The organism is Nocardia sp. NPDC004168 (genome assembly GCF_040610355.1).
Lineage (GTDB): Bacteria > Actinomycetota > Actinomycetes > Mycobacteriales > Mycobacteriaceae > Nocardia > Nocardia sichangensis.
Genome location: NZ_JBEXME010000009.1, coordinates 226,357 through 245,243, shown reverse-complemented (window position 1 = coordinate 245,243; position 18,887 = coordinate 226,357). Strand labels below are relative to the sequence as shown.

The 18,887-nt window shown below is 69.6% G+C and carries 18 protein-coding genes; 5 read left to right on the top strand and 13 right to left on the bottom strand.

What is annotated here, in order from left to right:
* Nucleotides 1-250: 250 nt before the first annotated feature.
* Complete coding sequence (guaB, locus tag ABZW96_RS19225; RefSeq protein WP_355076308.1) at nucleotides 251-1,795, bottom strand: IMP dehydrogenase; 1,545 nt, start codon at nucleotides 1,793-1,795, stop codon at nucleotides 251-253.
* A 224-nt stretch (nucleotides 1,796-2,019) separates the two neighbouring features.
* Between guaB and ABZW96_RS19220 the strand changes: the two genes are divergently transcribed.
* Nucleotides 2,020-2,433 carry a DUF5319 domain-containing protein gene (locus tag ABZW96_RS19220; RefSeq protein WP_039795739.1) on the top strand — a complete coding sequence of 138 codons (414 nt, stop codon included), beginning with the start codon at nucleotides 2,020-2,022 and terminating at the stop codon, nucleotides 2,431-2,433.
* A gap of 238 nt (nucleotides 2,434-2,671) precedes the next feature.
* Here the strand turns inward: ABZW96_RS19220 and ABZW96_RS19215 are convergent, their stop codons facing one another.
* From ABZW96_RS19215 to ABZW96_RS19205, 3 genes are all read right to left on the bottom strand, one after another.
* Nucleotides 2,672-3,850 (bottom strand): anti-sigma-D factor RsdA, encoded by a 1,179-nt coding sequence (locus ABZW96_RS19215; protein WP_355076306.1) that lies wholly within the window; start codon nucleotides 3,848-3,850, stop codon nucleotides 2,672-2,674.
* Entirely contained in the window at nucleotides 3,843-4,421 is a 579-nt protein-coding gene (locus tag ABZW96_RS19210) for a sigma-70 family RNA polymerase sigma factor (protein ID WP_039795737.1), read from the bottom strand. The genes ABZW96_RS19215 and ABZW96_RS19210 overlap by 8 nt, the downstream gene beginning before the upstream one ends.
* A 134-nt stretch (nucleotides 4,422-4,555) precedes the next feature.
* Nucleotides 4,556-5,428: a hypothetical protein gene (locus ABZW96_RS19205; RefSeq protein ID WP_355076304.1), complete on the bottom strand. Its 873-nt coding sequence runs from the start codon at nucleotides 5,426-5,428 to the stop codon at nucleotides 4,556-4,558.
* Between the two features lie 627 nt (nucleotides 5,429-6,055).
* Between ABZW96_RS19205 and ABZW96_RS19200 the strand changes: the two genes are divergently transcribed.
* From ABZW96_RS19200 to ABZW96_RS19190, 3 genes are all read left to right on the top strand, one after another.
* The gene (locus ABZW96_RS19200) at nucleotides 6,056-6,349 is read left to right on the top strand and encodes a WhiB family transcriptional regulator (protein ID WP_355076302.1); all 294 of its coding nucleotides are present in this window, start codon (nucleotides 6,056-6,058) and stop codon (nucleotides 6,347-6,349) included.
* Nucleotides 6,350-6,778: 429 nt separating this feature from the next.
* The gene (locus tag ABZW96_RS19195; RefSeq protein ID WP_355076300.1) at nucleotides 6,779-7,354 is read left to right on the top strand and encodes a sigma-70 family RNA polymerase sigma factor; all 576 of its coding nucleotides are present in this window, start codon (nucleotides 6,779-6,781) and stop codon (nucleotides 7,352-7,354) included.
* Between the two features lies 1 nt (nucleotide 7,355).
* Nucleotides 7,356-7,607 carry a hypothetical protein gene (locus ABZW96_RS19190; protein WP_355076299.1) on the top strand — a complete coding sequence of 84 codons (252 nt, stop codon included), beginning with the start codon at nucleotides 7,356-7,358 and terminating at the stop codon, nucleotides 7,605-7,607.
* Between the two features lie 209 nt (nucleotides 7,608-7,816).
* Here ABZW96_RS19190 and groL read toward each other — a convergent pair whose 3' ends face one another.
* Entirely contained in the window at nucleotides 7,817-9,427 is a 1,611-nt protein-coding gene (gene groL / locus ABZW96_RS19185) for a chaperonin GroEL (RefSeq protein WP_355076297.1), read from the bottom strand.
* A 174-nt stretch (nucleotides 9,428-9,601) separates the two neighbouring features.
* Complete coding sequence (groES, locus tag ABZW96_RS19180; RefSeq protein ID WP_028479292.1) at nucleotides 9,602-9,904, bottom strand: co-chaperone GroES; 303 nt, start codon at nucleotides 9,902-9,904, stop codon at nucleotides 9,602-9,604.
* A gap of 586 nt (nucleotides 9,905-10,490) precedes the next feature.
* Between groES and ABZW96_RS19175 the strand changes: the two genes are divergently transcribed.
* Nucleotides 10,491-12,026: an Hsp70 family protein gene (locus ABZW96_RS19175; RefSeq protein WP_355076295.1), complete on the top strand. Its 1,536-nt coding sequence runs from the start codon at nucleotides 10,491-10,493 to the stop codon at nucleotides 12,024-12,026.
* An 88-nt stretch (nucleotides 12,027-12,114) separates the two neighbouring features.
* Here the strand turns inward: ABZW96_RS19175 and tsaD are convergent, their stop codons facing one another.
* From tsaD to ABZW96_RS19140, 7 genes are all read right to left on the bottom strand, one after another.
* Nucleotides 12,115-13,158, bottom strand: a complete 1,044-nt coding sequence (gene tsaD, locus ABZW96_RS19170; protein WP_355076294.1) for a tRNA (adenosine(37)-N6)-threonylcarbamoyltransferase complex transferase subunit TsaD — start codon at nucleotides 13,156-13,158, stop codon at nucleotides 12,115-12,117.
* Nucleotides 13,155-13,658: a ribosomal protein S18-alanine N-acetyltransferase gene (rimI, locus tag ABZW96_RS19165; protein WP_355076292.1), complete on the bottom strand. Its 504-nt coding sequence runs from the start codon at nucleotides 13,656-13,658 to the stop codon at nucleotides 13,155-13,157. The genes tsaD and rimI overlap by 4 nt, the downstream gene beginning before the upstream one ends.
* Before the next feature lie 5 nt (nucleotides 13,659-13,663).
* Nucleotides 13,664-14,380 (bottom strand): tRNA (adenosine(37)-N6)-threonylcarbamoyltransferase complex dimerization subunit type 1 TsaB, encoded by a 717-nt coding sequence (gene tsaB, locus ABZW96_RS19160; protein WP_355076290.1) that lies wholly within the window; start codon nucleotides 14,378-14,380, stop codon nucleotides 13,664-13,666.
* 55 nt (nucleotides 14,381-14,435) lie between these two features.
* Entirely contained in the window at nucleotides 14,436-14,888 is a 453-nt protein-coding gene (tsaE, locus tag ABZW96_RS19155; RefSeq protein ID WP_355076288.1) for a tRNA (adenosine(37)-N6)-threonylcarbamoyltransferase complex ATPase subunit type 1 TsaE, read from the bottom strand.
* The gene (locus ABZW96_RS19150; protein WP_355076287.1) at nucleotides 14,881-15,969 is read right to left on the bottom strand and encodes an alpha/beta hydrolase; all 1,089 of its coding nucleotides are present in this window, start codon (nucleotides 15,967-15,969) and stop codon (nucleotides 14,881-14,883) included. Before ABZW96_RS19150 ends, tsaE begins: the two co-directional genes overlap by 8 nt.
* Nucleotides 15,966-17,069, bottom strand: a complete 1,104-nt coding sequence (gene alr, locus ABZW96_RS19145) for an alanine racemase (RefSeq protein WP_355076285.1) — start codon at nucleotides 17,067-17,069, stop codon at nucleotides 15,966-15,968. Before alr ends, ABZW96_RS19150 begins: the two co-directional genes overlap by 4 nt.
* A gap of 360 nt (nucleotides 17,070-17,429) precedes the next feature.
* Nucleotides 17,430-18,875 carry an NAD(P)H-hydrate dehydratase gene (locus ABZW96_RS19140; RefSeq protein ID WP_355076283.1) on the bottom strand — a complete coding sequence of 482 codons (1,446 nt, stop codon included), beginning with the start codon at nucleotides 18,873-18,875 and terminating at the stop codon, nucleotides 17,430-17,432.
* Nucleotides 18,876-18,887: the final 12 nt, after the last annotated feature.

Sequence of the window (18,887 nt, the reverse complement as noted above, 5' to 3'; positions counted from 1 at the left end):
GGGTGCGCGAGCGGTTCGGACGGATCGATGTCGTGGTGGCCAACGCGGGCGTGGTGGCATGCGCTTCGACCGCTGGAACGCGAGCCGGGCCGCGAACGGGCGCTCGTAAGACTCGCGCCTCCAGTGGTTACTTGTGGGGGCAAGTGGGCAGCACAAAACCGCCAACTCGCCGCAGGTCGCTCACCGCCACAGCCGGTGGGCAAGCTCCATCATGCACGGACCGGTTGGTCCTGTACATGAACCTAGTGGGCTAACCCCGTCCGGTGTAGTTAGGGGCCTCGACGGTCATGGTGATGTCGTGCGGGTGGCTCTCCTTGAGACCCGCCGCGGTGATCTGCACGAACTGGGCTTCCTGCAGATGCGCGATCGACTGCGAGCCGGTGTAGCCCATGGCCGCGCGCAGACCGCCGACCAACTGGTGGATCACCTGGTTGACCGGGCCGCGGAACGGCACTCTGCCCTCGATGCCCTCGGGGACCAGCTTGTCCTCGGCGAGCACGTCGTCCTGGAAATAACGGTCCTTGGAGAACGACTTCGCCTGGCCGCGGCCCTGCATGGCGCCCAGCGAGCCCATACCGCGATAGCTCTTGAACTGCTTACCGCCGACCAGGATCAGCTCGCCCGGCGACTCGGCCGTGCCCGCGAGCAGCGACCCGAGCATCACCGTGGACGCGCCCGCCGCGATGGCCTTGGCGATGTCGCCGGAGAACTGGATGCCGCCATCGGCGATCACCGGGACACCTGCCGGCTTGCACACGGCGACCGCCTCCAGGATCGCGGTGATCTGCGGCGCGCCGACACCGGCGACCACGCGGGTGGTGCAGATCGAGCCGGGGCCCACGCCCACCTTGACCGCGTCCGCGCCCGCCTCGACGAGCGCGGCCGCGCCCTGGCGGGTGGCCACGTTGCCGCCGACCACCTGGATCCGGTCGCCGACCTCGGCCTTGACCTTGGTCACCATCTGCAGCACCTGCACCTGGTGACCGTGCGCGGTGTCCACCACGAGCACGTCGACGCCCGCGTCGGCCAGTGTCATGGCCCGCGACCAGGCGTCCTCGCCGACACCGACCGCGGCGCCGACCAGCAGGCGGCCGTCACGGTCCTTGGTGGCGTTGGGGTACTGGTCGGTCTTGACGAAGTCCTTGACGGTGATCAGGCCGCGCAGGCGCCCGTTGCCGTCGACGATCGGCAGCTTCTCCACCTTGTGCCTGCGCAGCAGTCCGAGCGCGGCTTCCGCGGTGACGCCCTCCTGCGCGGTGATCAAGGGGGCTTTGGTCATGACGTCGGCGACGCGGCGGTTCTGATCCACCTCGAAACGCATGTCGCGATTGGTGATGATGCCCACAAGCGCACCGGTCTCGTCCACCACGGGAAGACCCGAGATGCGGAACCTGGCGCACATCGCGTCGACCTCGGCGAGAGTGTCGGTCGGACGACAGGTCACCGGGTCGGTGACCATACCGGCCTCGGACCGCTTGACCGTCTCCACCTGGGCGGCCTGGTCGGCCGTCGAGAGGTTGCGGTGCAACACGCCCATGCCGCCCGCGCGCGCCATCGCGATGGCCATCCGCGCCTCGGTGACCGTGTCCATGGCCGAGCTGACCAACGGCGTGCGCAGGCGGATCTCCCTGGTCAGCACGCTGGAGGTTTCCACAGAACTGGGGATGAGATCCGAGGCGGCAGGCAGCAGCAGCACATCGTCGAACGTGAGGCCGAGCATGGCGATCTTGTTCGGATCGTCGCCACCCGTAGGAGGGCGGACTGCGATTCGTTCGCCCGATACGGGATTACTCATTCGGATCGACCCCTCCTGGACGTCGATAGCGACCGGCGCCGGTGTCACCGGCGCCGTGACGGCTGATGGGATGGACGTGGTTCGGCGGCGGTGCGATCGGGACCCGCCGTAGCCTGTGCTCCATCGTATCTGTCCGGTGAACTCGCCGACGAAGTGAGCCCACCACCGAAACTGGCAGGCCGCATAGCTGGCGCAGACCACCCTGTTCTGCGTACCGTGGGGATGTGCGTGACCATCTACCACCTGGCTTGCCGCCGGATCCGTTCGCCGGAGACCCCTCCGACCCGTCCGCCGCGCTCGATGCCATCGAGCCCGGCGAACCGCTGGATCCCCACGAGCGCCTTGCGGTCGAGGAGGATCTCGCCGACCTCGCGGTGTACGAGGCACTGCTGGCCCACCGCGGCATCCGCGGACTCGTGGTCAGCTGCGAAGACTGTAGGCAGGACCACTACCACGACTGGGACATGTTGCGCGCCAACTTGCTTCAGTTGCTGGTCGACGGCACGGTCCGCCCGCACGAGCCCGCCTACGACCCGACGCCGGAAGCGTACGTCACCTGGGACTACTGCCGGGGCTACGCGGACGCGTCGATGAACGAGGCCTTCCACGGCGACGGGTTCGACGGATTCGACGGCTGATTCGGGCTCGATCGAACCGCACGCGGGCCTTTCGAGGCTCGCGTACCTCGCCTTTGCCGCTGTGATTTTCGACGCACACGATCACTTCGGCAGACGCACCGCGAGGTTCCGTCGCGGGCGGGCACGCCCATGAGTTACCACCCTATGGTCAGCCGTTGGCTGGACCGACTTCTCCCGGAAAGACAAAAAGCCGACCGCCTGGCTGGCGATCGGTTCTTGCCTGGACCGTTTTCTTCTGTCAGCGGCCGGGCGGCACGAACGAGCCCGGGTTGGGGATGCCGGGGACGCTGAACGTCGGCGGCGGCTGATTGTTGCTGTTGTGGGTATTGGTGTTGCCCGGCGCCGGAGCTGTCGGCGGCTGCTGCTGCGGCGCCGTCGGATTACCGGTGTCTCCCGTAGGTCCGCCCGCAGGGGGCTTGACCTCGGTGACCGGCGGCTCCTGCGGAGCCGTCGGTTCCACGGTGGCCGGCGGCTGGGTGGTCACGGGCGGCGGTGTCGTCACCGGCGGCACCGTGGTCGGCGCGCCACCGCCGTTCGTCGTTCCGCCGCTGTTCGACGTTCCACCACCATTGGGCGCGGTGGCGTCGGCCGAGGGCGAAGGCTTGTTCGTCGGCTGACCGGGCTGCTGCACGATCGTCGAGGTCCCGCTACCTGGCGTCGGGCTGGGCTTCGTGGTCGCGTTGCCCGGGGTGGCACGCGGGTCGGTGGTCTTGGGCACCGTCGCACCCAGCTGATCGGCCAACTCCGGATTGACCTCGCGCAGCTTCGCGAGCAACTGTTCCCACTCGGTCATCAGCTCGGCGCGCTTGTCCGGATCGCTGACCTGCGCGGCATTCTCCTTGGCCCGCTCCAGGCGCACCTTGGCCTGCGTCGGGTTCTGAGTGACCAGCGTGGAAGCCTCGTTCAGGTCGTCGCCCGCCCGCTGGACCACGGTCGTCTGGGCCTGTTCGCTGAACACGACCTCTTTGACCCGCCACAGCGGATCGCCCGGCTCGGCGTTGTACGAGAACGCCGTCATGCCGCCGATGACCAGGGCCAGCGCGGCCGCCGTGCCCATGATCGGACGTAGTAGCCGCAGTCGCCCGCCGCCGCCGTGCGCCCCGATGCGAACCTGCCGCGCGCCGATCTCCTGGTTGACCGCGGCCACGATCGCGTCCAGGTCCGGCTCGGCCGGCATTGGAGGCGCGATCAACTCCGCTCGCCAGTCCGCGAGCAACGTCGCGAGCTGATACTCCTCGGCGCTGTCGGTGTGCACCGGACCATCGCTGGCGATGGCATCGATCAGAGCATCGTCGCGGCGTACCGCGGCGATGTCGACCGGGCCGGTGTCACCGGACGCCTCGGCGTAGGGACCGCTGTTCCGCGATCCAAGCCGCGCCTTCCAGTCACCCCGACCGCGCTCGCCATCCCTAGCCATACATTTCACCTGCCCTCGCCACTTGTGACTTGAGTTTCGCGAGTGCCCTGTGTTGGGCGACCCGTACCGCGCCCGCCGTACTGCCCACGGCGACCGCGGTTTCTTCCGCTGACAAACCCATGACCAAGCGCAGGATCAAGATCTCTCGATGCTTCTCGGGAAGCGTCGCGAGCAGACGGTTCATCTGCCTGCTCGTCTCGGACTCGAGAGCTCGTTGTTCCGGTCCCTGGTCGGTGGATATGACATCTGGTACTTCGGCCATCGCCTCCGCCTTGTTACGGGCGGCGTTGCGATGCGCGTCGGCGACCTTGTGCGAAGCGATTCCGTAAACAAAGGCCATGAAGGGCCTGCCCTGGTCTTGATACCTGGGCAAGGCTGTCATCACAGCCAGGCAAACCTCCTGCGCAACGTCGTCCGCGGAGAGCTGCCCACGCTCCGCGGCTCCGATCCGCGCGCGGCAGTAGCGCACCACCAGCGGGCGGATCATCTCCAGTACCTGAGCTAAAGCGGATCTGTCGCCCTGCGCAGCGGCAGCGACGGCGAGGTCCAACTCTTCGCCCGTGTGCGTCATCGTCAGAGATATTCCCGGCGTTACAAAGTGGCATGGTCAGGTGACGACCAATGCTTCCACCGAAGGGGCGGAACGGATCTAACAATAGCGACCCGTTGGCCGGAACTGGTCAACACGGTGGACTCCGTGATCACCTACCACCCCGCCATGGGGCGCAACACGCCGCCGGAGCGGGCGATGGCCGCGGCACATTCGGCCGCCTCCGCCGCCGCGTCCCGCGCGCCCGATCCGGCGCGGAGCATGGCACAAGCCCAGCGCAACGGCAGCAGGCCGTGCTCGCGGCACTGCTCGGCGACATCCTCGGCCGAGACGCCCGATCTTCCCCGCGCGTCGAGCGCCACGTCGGCGGCGGCGACCAGCAAGCGTGACTTGACCCGGTGGCGCACCGACGGGGATCGCTCGGCCAGCTCCAGCGCGGCCGCCGCGTGCGCCGCCGCCACCTCGAAATCGCCTGCCGCCAGCGCCGTTTCCGCGGACACCCAGCGCAAGCGGATCGCGGGACGCCAACCGGCCCGATACTGCTGTGCCGCCGACGCGCTGCGCCGCAGCAAGCGGTCGGCCAGCGCGAGGCGCCCGGTTCCGAGCGCGTCGGCGGCGAGTCCGGTGAGCGCGTCGCAGATCGCGTCGGCGCGGCTGGGACGGTAGCCGCCGAACTCCTCGGCGCTGTCCGGCTCCGCTCCGGCGCCGGCGGTGAGGATCAACGCGGCCGCCCGCCCGTCGAACGCCGCGGCGCGCTCATGCCAGCCGAGCTGCCGAAGAAAAGAACCCTCGGTACTTCCCGCCAGTGAGAGGAGTACGGGGTCGTTGCTGTGGTTGCATACCCTTCGCAATTCGGCGCGCGCCGCCGCATAACGGCCCTGGCCGCCGAGAGCCACAGCGCGATACCACCGGCCGAGTGCGTCCGACGCGGACGGAAGGTCGGCGGCGGCGCGACCCGGAGCGGCGCCGAAGGCGGCCTCGGCGAGGACCGCGAGGTGAGGATCTCCGAGCGGAGCGGGCGCGAACACGGGCGCACTCTATCCCGTGCGGCACCCGGGCTCCGGCGAGGAAAGGTGAGCGACGGCCGACCGGCGACACTCGGGATTTCCGTCGCCGAGCGGATGTTGCCATTAGGTAAATCTCGTCCTGGCTATCGCCGAGCGGCCACGCCGGGAATTCATGCGTGTTTCGCGTAATTAACCTGCCCGCCCCGTTACCGCCATCTTCGGATCCACACCCCACGAACCCCCTCGGCCGCGGCAGTGACCGACATCATCGGCACGAGATCGGCGTCGCGTCGGCGCTACGACCATGAAATCGCCTCTACCAGCGGAAATTGGATCAGTTGCGGCACATGCGGCAGCCACGGACCTCCGGCCAACCGAACAGTATCGCCGGAACCAGCACGAAAAGTAAACAGTTCGGAGGTTAAATTTGGCAGCGCGAGATTTGGAAAAGTGCTGCGCCGAACTATTGACGGAATTTCGCGGCTGGACCTAACGTAGCTCATCGCCACGGACGGCGCCGCGCGAAATTGCAGCGACCACGAAGGGCGAGCCCCCCGGGTACCCCCGCCGACACGGCGTCGTGGCCCACAACTGTTGCAGAACAACTGCTCGACAACGCTGACGAGCTCGCACCACGAGGAGTTCACCATGCCCATGCCGACCCACCTCCCGGGACCCAACGCCGATGTCTGGGATTGGCAGATGCGAGGATCGTGCCGCGGGCAGGATTCCGCGGTGTTCTTCCATCCCGATGGTGAGCGTGGCCGGGCCCGCACGGCCCGTGAGATGCGCGCCAAGGAGATCTGCCGCACCTGCCCGGTGCTCATGCAGTGCCGCGCGCACGCGCTGAAAGTCAGCGAGCCCTACGGCATCTGGGGCGGCATGTCGGAGACCGAGCGCGAGATGCACGCGCGGCGCAGCCGCCGCCGCATGGCCGTCTGAATCAATCCCCTCCCATCCGCACGCCGCCGGGCGTCGAATTCCTAGCAAACAACGGGCCACTGCAACATGCTTCGGCCGAGCCGCTCACATGACACGGTGACCGGTTCCGCGCCGAAGGTCGGCGCGTGGGTTCCGATCGTCACCATCGATCGGCCGGCCGCCGAGCGAGGCCGGAGGCCGTGCACCCGGCGTTCCGGCACGGTGCGACGGTTCGGCGTGTCACGGCGTGTCGCTCCCGAGATGTCCGGCGTATCGGCGCTTTCCGCAACGCGGCGCCAGTCCACGACGAGCCTTGTGGCCACCCCACCCGAAGGGAGGTCATAGCGGCGCGCTACGGTAGTGACCGATGACACAGAATGGAGCGTTGTGACAACGCGGCCGTCGGCCGCAGAGGGCGACTCGTTCCGAAGAGCAGCCTTCCCACCCACGGTGGATTCTGCGGTTACGGCACGCGCAGCCGAAAGTATCGAGCTCGCCGCGCTTTTGCATCGATGCGGTCGAGCCGACCAGGAAGCATTCGCCGAGTTGTACGACCGGACGTGTGCGCGCGTCTTCGGTTTGGTTTTGCGCGTTCTGCACGATCCGGGCTACGCGGAGGAGACCACGCAAGAGGTCTATCTGCAGGTCTGGCGTATGGCATCGAGTTTCGACCCGGCGAAAGGTTCCGCGGTCACCTGGTTGATGACGCTCGCCCACCGGCGCGCCGTGGACCGGGTCCGCGCCGAGCAAGCCCACACCCAGCGCGAGGTCGCGTACGGGATCCGGGTGCTCGGCAACGAATTCGACGAGGTCACCGAAGAGGTCGAGCGCAGGCTCGAACAACAGGCCGTCCTGGCCGGTCTGGCCACACTCACCGAAACCCAGCGGGAAGCCATCTCGCTCGCCTACTACGGCGGACGCACCTATGCGGAGGTAGCCACCTACCTCGACGTAGGGTTACCTACGGTTAAGTCCCGGATTCGGGACGGATTGACACGACTGAAGAAAAGTTTGGGGGTGACGTGAGATGAACGAACGCCGTATCGATCTCGCGCACACCGTCGCGCTCGGATCGATCGACGACGAAGACCATCAGGAAGTGCAGGAGCTGTTCGACAGCGAGGACCCCGTGCTACGCGCGGAGTTCATCCAGGAAGTCAGAGACACGAAAGAAGCGCTCGCCGTTCTCGCCACAGCCACGGCGGCCACTCCGCCGCCGTCGCTGCGTGCTCGCCTACTCGCGGCCATCGCCGCCGAGCAGCCACCGGTCGCCAGCTGAATCCGGCGTCCCGCCAGGCATTCCCGCCCCGCGCGTACCGACCCCAGCGGTCCTGAGCTTCCCGCGGCCTCCCTCCGATCCCGCGGCAGACAGCGTGTCGCGCTTCGGAACTCTCTCGGTCCAACCGGTAGTCGAGGCCGCGTACGGCAAGGCCCCCGAACCGCGTGGTTCGGGGGCCTTGTCCGTGCGTTGTCCCGAGAAAACCGGGTTCAGTGCGCGTGGCCGTGGTGGCCGTGGTCGTTCTGCTCCTCGGCGGGCTTGTCCACCACCGCGCTCTCGGTGGTGAGCACCATGCGCGCGACCGACGCCGCGTTGACGACGGCCGAACGGGTCACCTTCACGGGGTCGACGACGCCGTCGGTGAGCAGGTCGCCGTAGGTGAGCGTGGCGGCGTTGAAGCCGTCCTTGCCCTCGGCGACCTTGCTGACCACCACGGCGCCGTCCAGGCCCGCGTTGGTGGCGATCCAGTACAGCGGCGCACGCAGCGCGGTGCGGACCACCTCGACGCCGACGGCCTCGTCACCGGACAGCGAATCGCGCAGCTCGACGAGCTTGCTGCTCGCCTGCACCAGCGCGGTGCCGCCACCGGGCACGATGCCCTCTTCCACGGCGGCCTTGGCGGCGCTCACCGCGTCCTCGACGCGGTACTTGCGCTCCTTGAGCGCGGTCTCGGTGGCCGCGCCGACCTTGATCACCGCGACGCCGCCTGCCAGCTTGGCCAGCCGCTCCTCCAGCTTCTCGCGATCCCAGTCGGAATCGGTGGCCTCGATCTCGCGGCGCAGCTGCGCGACGCGCGCCTCCACGTCCGCCGCGGAACCGGCGCCATCGATGATCGTGGTGTCGTCCTTGGTGACGACGACGCGGCGCACCTTGCCGAGCACGTCGAGGCCTGCCTCGCGCAGGGTGATGCCCAGATCGGGGTTCACCACGGTGCCGCCGGTGACCACGGCCAAGTCGTCGAGGAACGCCTTGCGGCGGTCGCCGAAGAACGGCGCCTTGACCGCGACGGCCTTGATCGTCTTGCGGATGGCGTTGACCACCAGGGTCGACAACGCCTCGCCTTCGACGTCCTCGGCGATGATCAGGACGGGCTTGCCGCTTTCGGCGATCTTCTCCAGCAGCGGCAGGAAGTCCGACAGCGAGCTGATCTTCTCGCGGTGCAGCAGGACGAACACGTCCTCCAGGATGGCCTGCTGGCTGTCGGGGTCGGTGACGAAGTAGGGCGACAGGTAGCCCTTGTCGAACTGCACGCCCTCGGTGACGACGAGTTCGGTCTGCAGCGTCGAGGACTCCTCGACGGTGACGACGCCGTCCTTGCCGACGGTGGTCAGCGCCTTGCCGACCATCTCGCCGATCTCCTCGTCCCGCGAGGACACGGTCGCGACCTGCGCGATGGCCTGCTCGCCGGAGACCGGGGTGGCCAGCGCGAGCAGCGCCTCGGAGACCGCGTCGGCGGCCTTGGCGATGCCGGAGCCGACCACGATCGGGTTCGCCCCGGCCGCAACGTTCTTCAGCCCGGCGCGGACCAGCGCCTGGGCCAGCACGGTGGCGGTGGTGGTGCCGTCGCCCGCGACGTCGTTGGTCTTGGTGGCGACGCTCTTGACCAGCTGCGCGCCGAGGTTCTCGAACGGGTCTTCCAGCTCGATGTCGCGCGCGATGGTGACGCCGTCGTTGGTGACGGTCGGGCCGCCGAAGGACTTCGCGAGTACGACGTGCCGTCCGCGCGGGCCCAGGGTGACCTTCACGGCGTCGGCGAGCTTGTCGACGCCGCGTTCCAGAGCCCGGCGAGCCTTCTCGTCGAACTCGATCTGCTTTGCCATGGGGATTCGCTCCTGTAGTGGATTGCGGCGCTCCCGGGTCCCGTCGTCACGCAGGCTGCCGCCTCAGGGCCCGTCGCTCGCACCGCGTGTTTCAGTGCCGTGGTGTCGGCGCCGAACGCACTCCGCCCCGGGTCACGAAAGACACCGGGGCGGAACGCATGCGTGCCTGATCGGCTACTTGGTGACGACGGCCAGCACGTCGCGCGCCGACAGGATGAGGTACTCCTCGCCCTGGTACTTGATCTCGGTGCCGCCGTACTTGCTGTAGATGACGGTGTCACCCTCCTGGACATCCAGCGGGATGCGCTTCTCGCCCTCGTCGTCCCACCGGCCGGGACCGACGGCGACAACGGTGCCCTCCTGCGGCTTCTCCTTCGCCGTGTCAGGGATGACCAGGCCGGAGGCCGTCGTCGTCTCGGCCTCGTTGGCCTGGACGAGGATCTTGTCCTCGAGCGGCTTGATGTTCACGCTCGCCACGTTGAGCCCTCCACTTTCAGGGGATTCGGTCGTCCGGAACTCGTCGCTCCGAACTCGTCGGTTGGTCACGATGCTGACCCTGCGCATAGCCCCGTCGTCGCGGGTGCCGGGACCCCTGCCCAGTGGTCAAGCTGCTGGCACAAGCACTACACACAGTGCCGACTAGCACTCTATACATGAGAGTGCCAGCGCTCAAGGCTGGGCGGTGCCAACTTTGCGCGGCGCGCCCGGCGACACTGCGAGCTTGGCTATAAGTTCGGGAAAACAGTAACGTTCGGATAACGGATTGTGACACTATTGACGACGGTTGCGGTCCGGCCGCCGGTTCGTCGCTCCTCCGAGCGGCGGCCAGGCGGCACAGAGGTACCACAGCGTCGCCGAACCCGCAGCGCCGCAGCACGATCGTTGCACCACCAGCTTCACCAGAGAGCAAGACACACGTGATCCATGGCCGGTCCCCGCGACCCACCCGGACGAGGGGCCGGTTCGTTTCCCGGTCCGGGTCGCGCGTCATCCATACGGCGGTCCGGCAGTCCATTCGAGATGGTCGGCGACACCATGACCATCCGCTCGAAGGGAGGTGAACATGCGAACATCCCTCGGCATCTCGGCCGGGGCAGAGGTCGTGTGCTCGGCGTTGGTCTCCACCGCGCCGAACGGCACGCAGAGCTTCGATTACCGCGTCGTGTCCGCCGACGCGGCTCATTCCGATCTCGGTGACCTGGTGTCGTCCTCGATCGAGCTGATGACGACCCAGCTGCCGACCACGCAGCCGCCACGCGAGATCATCCGCCCGGTCGGCGGCCGTTACGCGGGCGGGCCACGCGACTTCGAGCCGGCGACGGGTCACCCGCCCACCAGCGTCGCGGTCGCCTACCGCACCAAGGAGCAGGCCCAGATCATCCGCTCGGCCACCGGAAAACAGCGCGACCTGCGGCTGATCCCGGAGGGCACCGCCGCGCTGACCTACCTGCGGCACACCGGCCTGCTGGACCGCTACGACACGGTCGCCATCGTCGATCTCGGCGCCTCCGGGCTCGGCGTCACCGTCGCCGACCGCGCCGACGGCTCCCTGCTCCGTTCCGATCGCACCGCGACCGTCAGCGGCAAGGCGATCGACGATCTCATCTACCACCATCTGGTGGACCTGCACTTCGCCCGGCGCGGTACCCGCCCGAACCGCGGCATGCTCACCAACCGGGGCCGCGCGGCCAAGGAGCACCTGTCCATCGCGCCCGCGGTCACCATCGACCACGTCGCCGGTCGTCCGCTGAAGCTGACCAGGGCCGACTTCGAAGAGTTGATCGCCGACCTGCTGCGCGACCTGGCGCGGTTCGTCACGATGTCGTTCGCCCGGGCGCCCAGGCAGCCGCAGGCGGTCACGGTCATCGGCGGCGGCGCCAACATCCCCGCGGTGCTCGATACGCTCACCGCCGCCCTGGACATCCCCGTGTTCACCGTGCCGGATCCCGAGGCGGTGACCGCCAAAGGCGCGGCGCTGGTCGCCGATTCGATGCAGCCGTCGGTGTTCCCGGTCGCCGGGCTCGGCGGCGACGCGCCCGCGGGGACGGTAACCAAGGTGTTCGGCACGCTCGCCGGTGCGATCGTGGTCGTCGGACTGATCGTCGGCTACGGGGTCAAGACGTTCGCGCCGACCTCGGATGACGAGGTCTCTCCCGCGGGGACCACGAGCAGCGCGTCGCAACTGCCCAACCCGACATCGGCGCCGCCCGCGACCACGGCTGCCGCCACGCCGCACAACCGCACGCCGGACAACACCGGCATCGCACCGACGACCACGGAACGCGGACCGCAGAGCACGACCGGCGGGCCGTCGTCCACGCAGGTGATCACACCCACGCAGCCCACGCTGCGCCCGGATCCGAACCTTCCGCCGATTCCGTTCCCCGAACTGCTCGGCCCCCTGTTCGGGAATCCGAATGCGGCACCGAACGGTTCGCCCGAATCGCCATCGAGCCGGACGTGGTACCCGGCGGCGCCGACCGCTCCGGCGCCCGGCACGAGCCCGACGCCCACCCAGGCGCCCGCGCGGTCGAGCCTGCCGCTCCTCCGGGGGAATTCGGGGTCGGCGTCGCATCCCGGACTGCTCGCACCGAACTGATCCGGCCGCACGACGGCCCTTCGCGGCGATCTCACCGGAAAGAAACCCGGTGCGGCCGCCGCCGCTTCGTGCGCTGAATCCGAGCCGGTCAGCGAACCATACTGACCGACACCGGCAGACCCGGATCGGTGGCGACCGTCAGCGGCGAAGCAGCCGCGCCACCAGCGATGACATGCGCGCCGAGCGCGGCGATCATCACCCCGTTGTCCGTGCACAGCCGAGGCTTGGGCACCCGCAAGGTCAAACCGGCCGCGGCGCAGCGTTCCTCGGCCATCGAGCGGATCCGCGAGTTGGCGGTCGCGCCGCCGCCGAGCACCAGCGTGCCGACGCCGACATCCTGGGCCGCGCGAACCGCCTTCATCGTGAGCACATCCGCGACCGACTCCTGGAAAGACGCCGCGATATCGGGGATGGGCAGATCCTCCGCGGCGACGCCGTCGCGCTGGGCCGCCTCCACGTAACGGGCGACCGCGGTCTTGAGACCCGAGAAGGAGAAGTCGTAGCGCGGGTCGCGCGGCCCGGTCATGCCGCGAGGGAAGGCGATAGCGCGCGGATCACCGGCCGTCGCGGCGGCATCCAGCGCCGGACCGCCGGGAAAGCCCAACCCGAGCAGCCGCGCCACCTTGTCGAACGCCTCGCCCGCCGCGTCGTCGACGGTGCTGCCCAGCTCGACGATCGGCTCGGCCAGATCCGTGACGTGCAGCAGATGCGTGTGCCCGCCCGACACCAGCAGCGCGACGCACGGCGGCATCGGCCCGTGCTCCAGAGTGTCCACCGCGACGTGCCCGCCGAGATGGTTGAGCGCGTAGAAGGGCACATCCCACGCCGCCGCATACGCTTTCGCCGCGGCGACACCGACCAGCAGCGCACCGGCCAAGCCCGGGCCGATGGTCACCGCCAACGCGTCCGGTTTCGCGATGCCCGCGGCCGACAGCGCGCGGCGCATCGCGGGCACGATCGCCTCGAGATGCGCGCGCGAGGCGATCTCGGGGACGACGCCGCCGAAGCGCGCGTGCTGGTCGACGCTGGAAGCGACCTCGTCGGCGAGCAGTACGCAGGTGCCGTCGGGGTGCCTGCGGACGATGCCGACTCCGGTTTCGTCGCAGGAGCTTTCGATGCCCATGACGATCACGACAACACCTCGTCCCGTGTGCGCCAGCGCTCCCCGCTGGTCAGCGCTGGGCGACGCATCGTGTACGCGTCCGCGCCACTGGGGTGGTAGTAGTTCTTGCGCAACCCGATGATGTGGAACCCGTGCTTGGCGTACAGCGCGATCGCCGGCGCGTTGTCGGTGCGGACCTCCAGGAACACCGGTCCACCGCGCCGGTCCGCCTCGGCGAGCAGCGCCTCCAGCAGGAGCGTGCCGACACCTGTGCGGTGGCAGCCGGGGTCGACGCCGATGGTGTGGACCTCGGCCTCGGGGTGTTCGGCATCACCCAGCAGGGCGATACCCGCGTAGCCGACCATTCGCCCGTCGTCGTCGCGCGCGGTGATGTAGCGGTTGTGCCGCCCGGCCAGCTCGGACTGGAACGCCACGGCGGCCCACGGGTCGTCCTCCGGAAAAAGCAATTGCTCCAGCTCGACGCAGCGCGTGATGTCGGCGGCCACCATCGGCGCGATTCGGAAAGTCACCGGCTTCACGCCCCCGTCCGGTCGAGTCGGCGGTAGGCGTTCTCGACCGCGTCCGGCCTGCGCAAGTACAGCGGAACCAGCGGCTCCGGCACGCTGCGAGACCGCACCTCGGCGGCGACGACGCGGACCAACCCGGCGGGCGAGGGCGTCTCGGCGGGGAGCACGGGCAGATCGAAGAAGTCGACGTGCGAAGCGGATCCGGCGATCGCCGTGGCCTCGCCCGCGTCCAAGTCGGAGGGCTTGCACACCTCGGGTCCGGCCACGCGCGCGCCCTCCCGGTACCGCGCCCAATACACCTCGCGCCGCCGGGCATCGGTCACCACGAGCAGTTCGGCTTCGGGCGGGAGCTCGACGGGGGGCGGCACCGCGGGGTCGACAGCGGCGTCGGCTGCGATCGCGTCGAGGCTGCACGCGCCGTACACCGGTATCCCGAGCGCGTCGCCGAACGCGGCCGCGGTGGCCATGCCGACGCGCAGGCCGGTGAACGGACCCGGACCGACCCCGACCACGATCGCGTCGATCTCGGTCCTGGAACGACCTGCCTCGGTGAGGCATTCGAGGATCTGCGGAGTGAGTACCTCGGCATGGGCGCGGGGGTCGACCCGCACCCGGGATGCGACGGTGCGTACCCGGACGGGATTCGCCGCGTCGGCGCCCTGCTCCAAGTCCACCAGTCCCGCTGTGACGGCGGGTGTCGCGGTGTCGACGGCTAGTACAAGCATGATTGGGCCAACGATACCGGGTGGTAGGTGAGGCCGACGCAGAGCTACCCGGTAGCTAATTGACCCATTCCCAGCTGGCGGTGCGCACATCCGAGTCCGGCGCCCGCGACAGCACCACACGCAGATGCCGATCCGCGAGGTGCTCCACCACGCCGCGGCCCCACTCCACCACGACGACCGCCTGATGCAGATCGGTGTCCAGGTCCAGCGCGTCCAGCTCGTCCAGGTCGCCGCCGAGCCGGTAGGCGTCCACGTGCACCATGGGCACCGACGGGCCGCCTGCGCGCTGCCCCGCGCGGTGCTGGCGGGCGATGATGAACGTCGGCGAACTGACCCGCCCCTGCACGCCAAGACCTTCGGCGATGCCGCGGGTCAGTGCGGTCTTGCCCGCGCCGAGCGGACCGTCCAGCACCACGAGATCCCCGGCACGCAGATCGGTGGCCAGTTCCCGGCCCAGCGCCTCGGTGTCGGCGACGGTGGGCAGCACTCGATGCCCCGGATCAGCCACGGGCCACCTCCGAGGCCTCCCCCGGCGCCGGGTCGACCACGCCCGCGCGCACCAGCAAGCGATCCAGCGCGGCGTTGACTATGTCCGGGTATTGCAGATGCGGCATGTGCGCCGCGCCTTCCAACCGGATGAGTTCGCTGCACGGCAGAGCGGCGGCGAGCGCACGCGAATTCCGGAACGGGATCACCAGATCGTGCCCGCCGCCGAGTACCAGGATCGGTGTGCCCGCCAGCGCGGGCAACGCCGCCGACTCGTCGTGCAGCTCGATGGCCTGCAGGAACTTCACTACGGTCGCCACCGGCGTCTGGTCGATCATCAGCGTCGTGAAGCGCGACAGCGTCGGGCTCACCGGTCCGTGGAACGAGCTGACGTGCAGGATCGGCGTGATCACCCGCCGAGCGGTGACGCGGCCCGCCTGCACCAGCGCGGGCGCGGTGTACACGGCCACCCGGAACCCGTCGATCGCAGGATTGCGCAACAGTTGCCCGATTCCCGCCGCGGTGACCTCGGCGGCCGCGGTCGACAGCAGTGCGATCCCGATCACTCTGGCCGCGAACAATTCCGGGAATCGCGCGGCCGCGGCCAGGATCGCCATCCCGCCCAGCGAATGCCCGACCAGCACCACCGGCCCGGCCGGTGCGGTGGCGTTCAGCACGGCGGCGAGGTCGCTCCCGAGCTGTGCGACGGTACAACTCGCGGCGCTCGGCACACCGGAACGGCCGTGCCCGCGCAGATCGAACAGCACCATGCGAAGTCCTGCGCCGTAGCGCTTTTCCAGGTCACGACGCTGAAAGTGGAAGGAAGCCATGCTGTTGCAGAAGCCGTGCACGAAGATCACCGTCACCGGTGCGTCGTCGGGGCCGCAGATCCGCGTGGCCAACGGCACGCCGTCGTCGGCGAGCACCGTCCCCGCGCGGTCGGCATCGATCAGCGCGAAATTCTCGTCGCGGTAGTCGTCGCCCCGCGCGGGCCACAACACCCGCGCACCGGCGCGACGCAAGGCGTGGGCGCCTGCCAGCGCACCGACGAATCCAGCCGTGGCCAGCCCGCCGCGCAGCGGGGTCACCCGGAAGCGGCTCATCGAACGCCACCGACATAGCGCCGGGTAACCCGGCCGCGCGGTGAACACACCACTTCGTAGTGGATGGTGTCGAGCAGGTCCGCCCACTCCTGGGCGTGCGGTCGCGCACCGAAGAGAATCGCGGTGTCGCCTTCCTGAACGCCCGCCGCGTTGTCTCCGAGGTCGACGACGAACTGGTCCATGCACACCCGCCCCACGTTCCTGCGCGGCGCCCCGCCGAGCCAGACATCGAAACGTCCGCTCAGGGGGCGGAAAACGCCGTCGGCGTAACCGGCGGGGATCAGCGCGACGGTGGTGTCGCGCGGCGCGATCCACTGGTGCCCATAGGAAACGCCTTCGCCCGCGGCCACTCGTTTGACCAGGGCGACCTCTGCCTGGAACGTCATCGCGGGCCGCAGGCCGAAATCGTCGTCCGGTATCGGGGACAGGCCGTACATGGCGATGCCCGGCCGGACCAAGTCGAAGGCCAGGTCAGGGCGGGTCAGGGTAGCGGCGGAGTTGGCGATGTGCGCCAGCTCCGGTTCCAGGCCGTGCTCCTTGGCCGTGGCGATGGCCTCCAGGAACCGGGCGCGTTGCGCGTCGTTGTTGGGATGCTCGGGTTCGTCGGCATGCGCGAGGTGGGAGAAGATCGCGCGAAACCGCACCACACCCTCGTCGACCAGAGCGCGCAGCGCCGTCAGGACTTCCGGGTACGCGTCCGGCGACACGCCGTTGCGGTTCAGGCCGGTGTCCACCTTCAGGGTGACCGTCGCCGGACGGCCCAGCTCGCGCGCCGCGGCCTCGACCGCTCGCAGATGAGCCGCCGAAGAGATCCCGATCTCGACGTCGGCGGCCACCGCAGGCGCGAAGTCGGTGTCCGTGCTGTGCAACCAGCACAGGATGGGCGCGGTGATCCCGGCCGCACGCAACTGCACGGCCTCGCCCACCGTCGTGACACCCAGTTCCGCCGCGCCCGCCGCCAGAGCGGCCCGGCCCACCTCGACCGCGCCGTGGTTGTAGCCGTCGGCCTTCACCACCGCCATCACCGCGGCGCCACCCGCGTGCTCCCGCAGGATCCGCACGTTGTGGGCGATGGCGCCCAGGTCGATGACCGTTTCCACTTGCGCTGTGCCGCCTCTCCGCGTATCCGGGCCGTCCCAGTCGGACGCGCAGGATTCACGTTCAGGTCCTGCGTTTGATGCCGCCTGGATTTCGGGCGTGCCCGACGAGTTACCCATATGCTCTCGAGATCAGTCGTTGCGTTGATTCCGGTCGAGTCTATTGGCGCGCTCGATTCTGGTTCCAATCGGTTTCCGTGGCGCTCGGGCCGGTGTGTCGAGCGCCACGACCAGCATCGATACGTCGACGCCATCGGCACCCGGCACTCAGCGCCTCAGCTTTGCGCCCGCCGGAACCCGTCGGTCCGGCTGAATGCGGCCATCGGCTCGTACCGGTTCCATCACCGTGGCGGGCGGAAACAGTCAGAAGGGGTGTGCCAGGCCACGGAGGACGCCGATCGCGGGGCGGACGTGAGCTGCCAGCACGCTCGCCGAGATCGGAGTTCCCGCCGGGGCGGCGTCATGTGCGGCGAGGTTCGCGGACAGCGCGTGCGCGCGCGCGGCCGCCGCCGCCGACCATGCGGGTTCCCGCCCCGCCGCGAGCAGCGCCCCGATGATGCCGGAGAGCACGTCGCCCGCGCCCGCGGTCGCCGCCCAGGAACCGCCCGCCTCATTGACCAGCACGGGACCGCCCGGGGCGGCGACGAGCGTGGCGCGACCCTTCAGCAGCACCGTGACCTGCCAGGAAGCGGCGAAGTCGCGGACCGCCGCCACCCGGTCGGGACCGACCTCGTGGCCGGTGAGGCGGGCGAACTCGCCCGCGTGCGGAGTCAGAACGGTCGGGGCCGCACGACGGCGCACCAAGTCCGGTTCCGCGGCCAGCATGGTCAGGCCGTCCGCGTCGATCACCACCGGGAGGTCGGTGGCCAGGATCTCACGCAGGCGTTGCCTGGCGGCGGAGTCGGTGCCCGCGCCGGGACCGAAGACCCAGGCCTGGACGCGACCGGTCGCGGCGACATCCTCGGCGGCGATCACTTCGGGGAAGTGGTTCAGCACCTCGGCCGCCGCGGTCCCGGCATACCGCACCATGCCCGATGTCGCCGCGACGGCGGCGCCCGCGCACAGCACCGCGGCGCCCGGATACGTGGCGCTACCCGCGCATACGCCCGTCACACCCTGCGTGTACTTGTCGTCGGCCGGGCCGGGGACCGGCCACGCGGCCCCGATCGCCGCGGGCTCCAGTGCGAGGAGGCCCGGCTCCGGGAGACGTAAACCGATGGGCACCAATTCGATTCGCCCGCACTGCGGCGCGGCGAGCGCATGTACCGGCTTGTACGCGCCGAACGCGACCGTGACGTCCGCGCGAACCGCCGGGCCTTCGATCGCGCCGGTGCCCGGGTCGACGCCGCTGGGCAGGTCTGCCGCGACGACCGGAGCCTCCAGCGCCGCAACGATTTCGGCGGCACGCGGCCGCAACGCCCCGCGACCGGAGATGCCGACGATGCCGTCGATCACCAGATCCGGGCGGCCCACGTCGTCGGCGACTCGACCGCCCGATCCGCGCAGCGCCGCGAGTCCTCCGGCGTGCGCCCGCTCCGGGCTGAGCAACACCGCGGTGACCGCGACACCGCGGCGGCGCAGCCGCGCTCCCGCCCAGAGCGCGTCGCCGCCGTTGTCCCCGGAACCGACCAGCAGGGTCACCGCCCGCCCCGCGATACCGCCGGTACGCTCCCTGAGTTCACCCGCCACCACCGTGGCCAAGCCATGCGCCGCCCGGCGCATGGGCACGCCGTCCGGCACCCGGGTGAACAGCTCGGCCTCCGCCGCGCGCACTTCGTCCACCGTGAAATAGCCCCGCTGCGTGGACATCGCCGCTCCCTC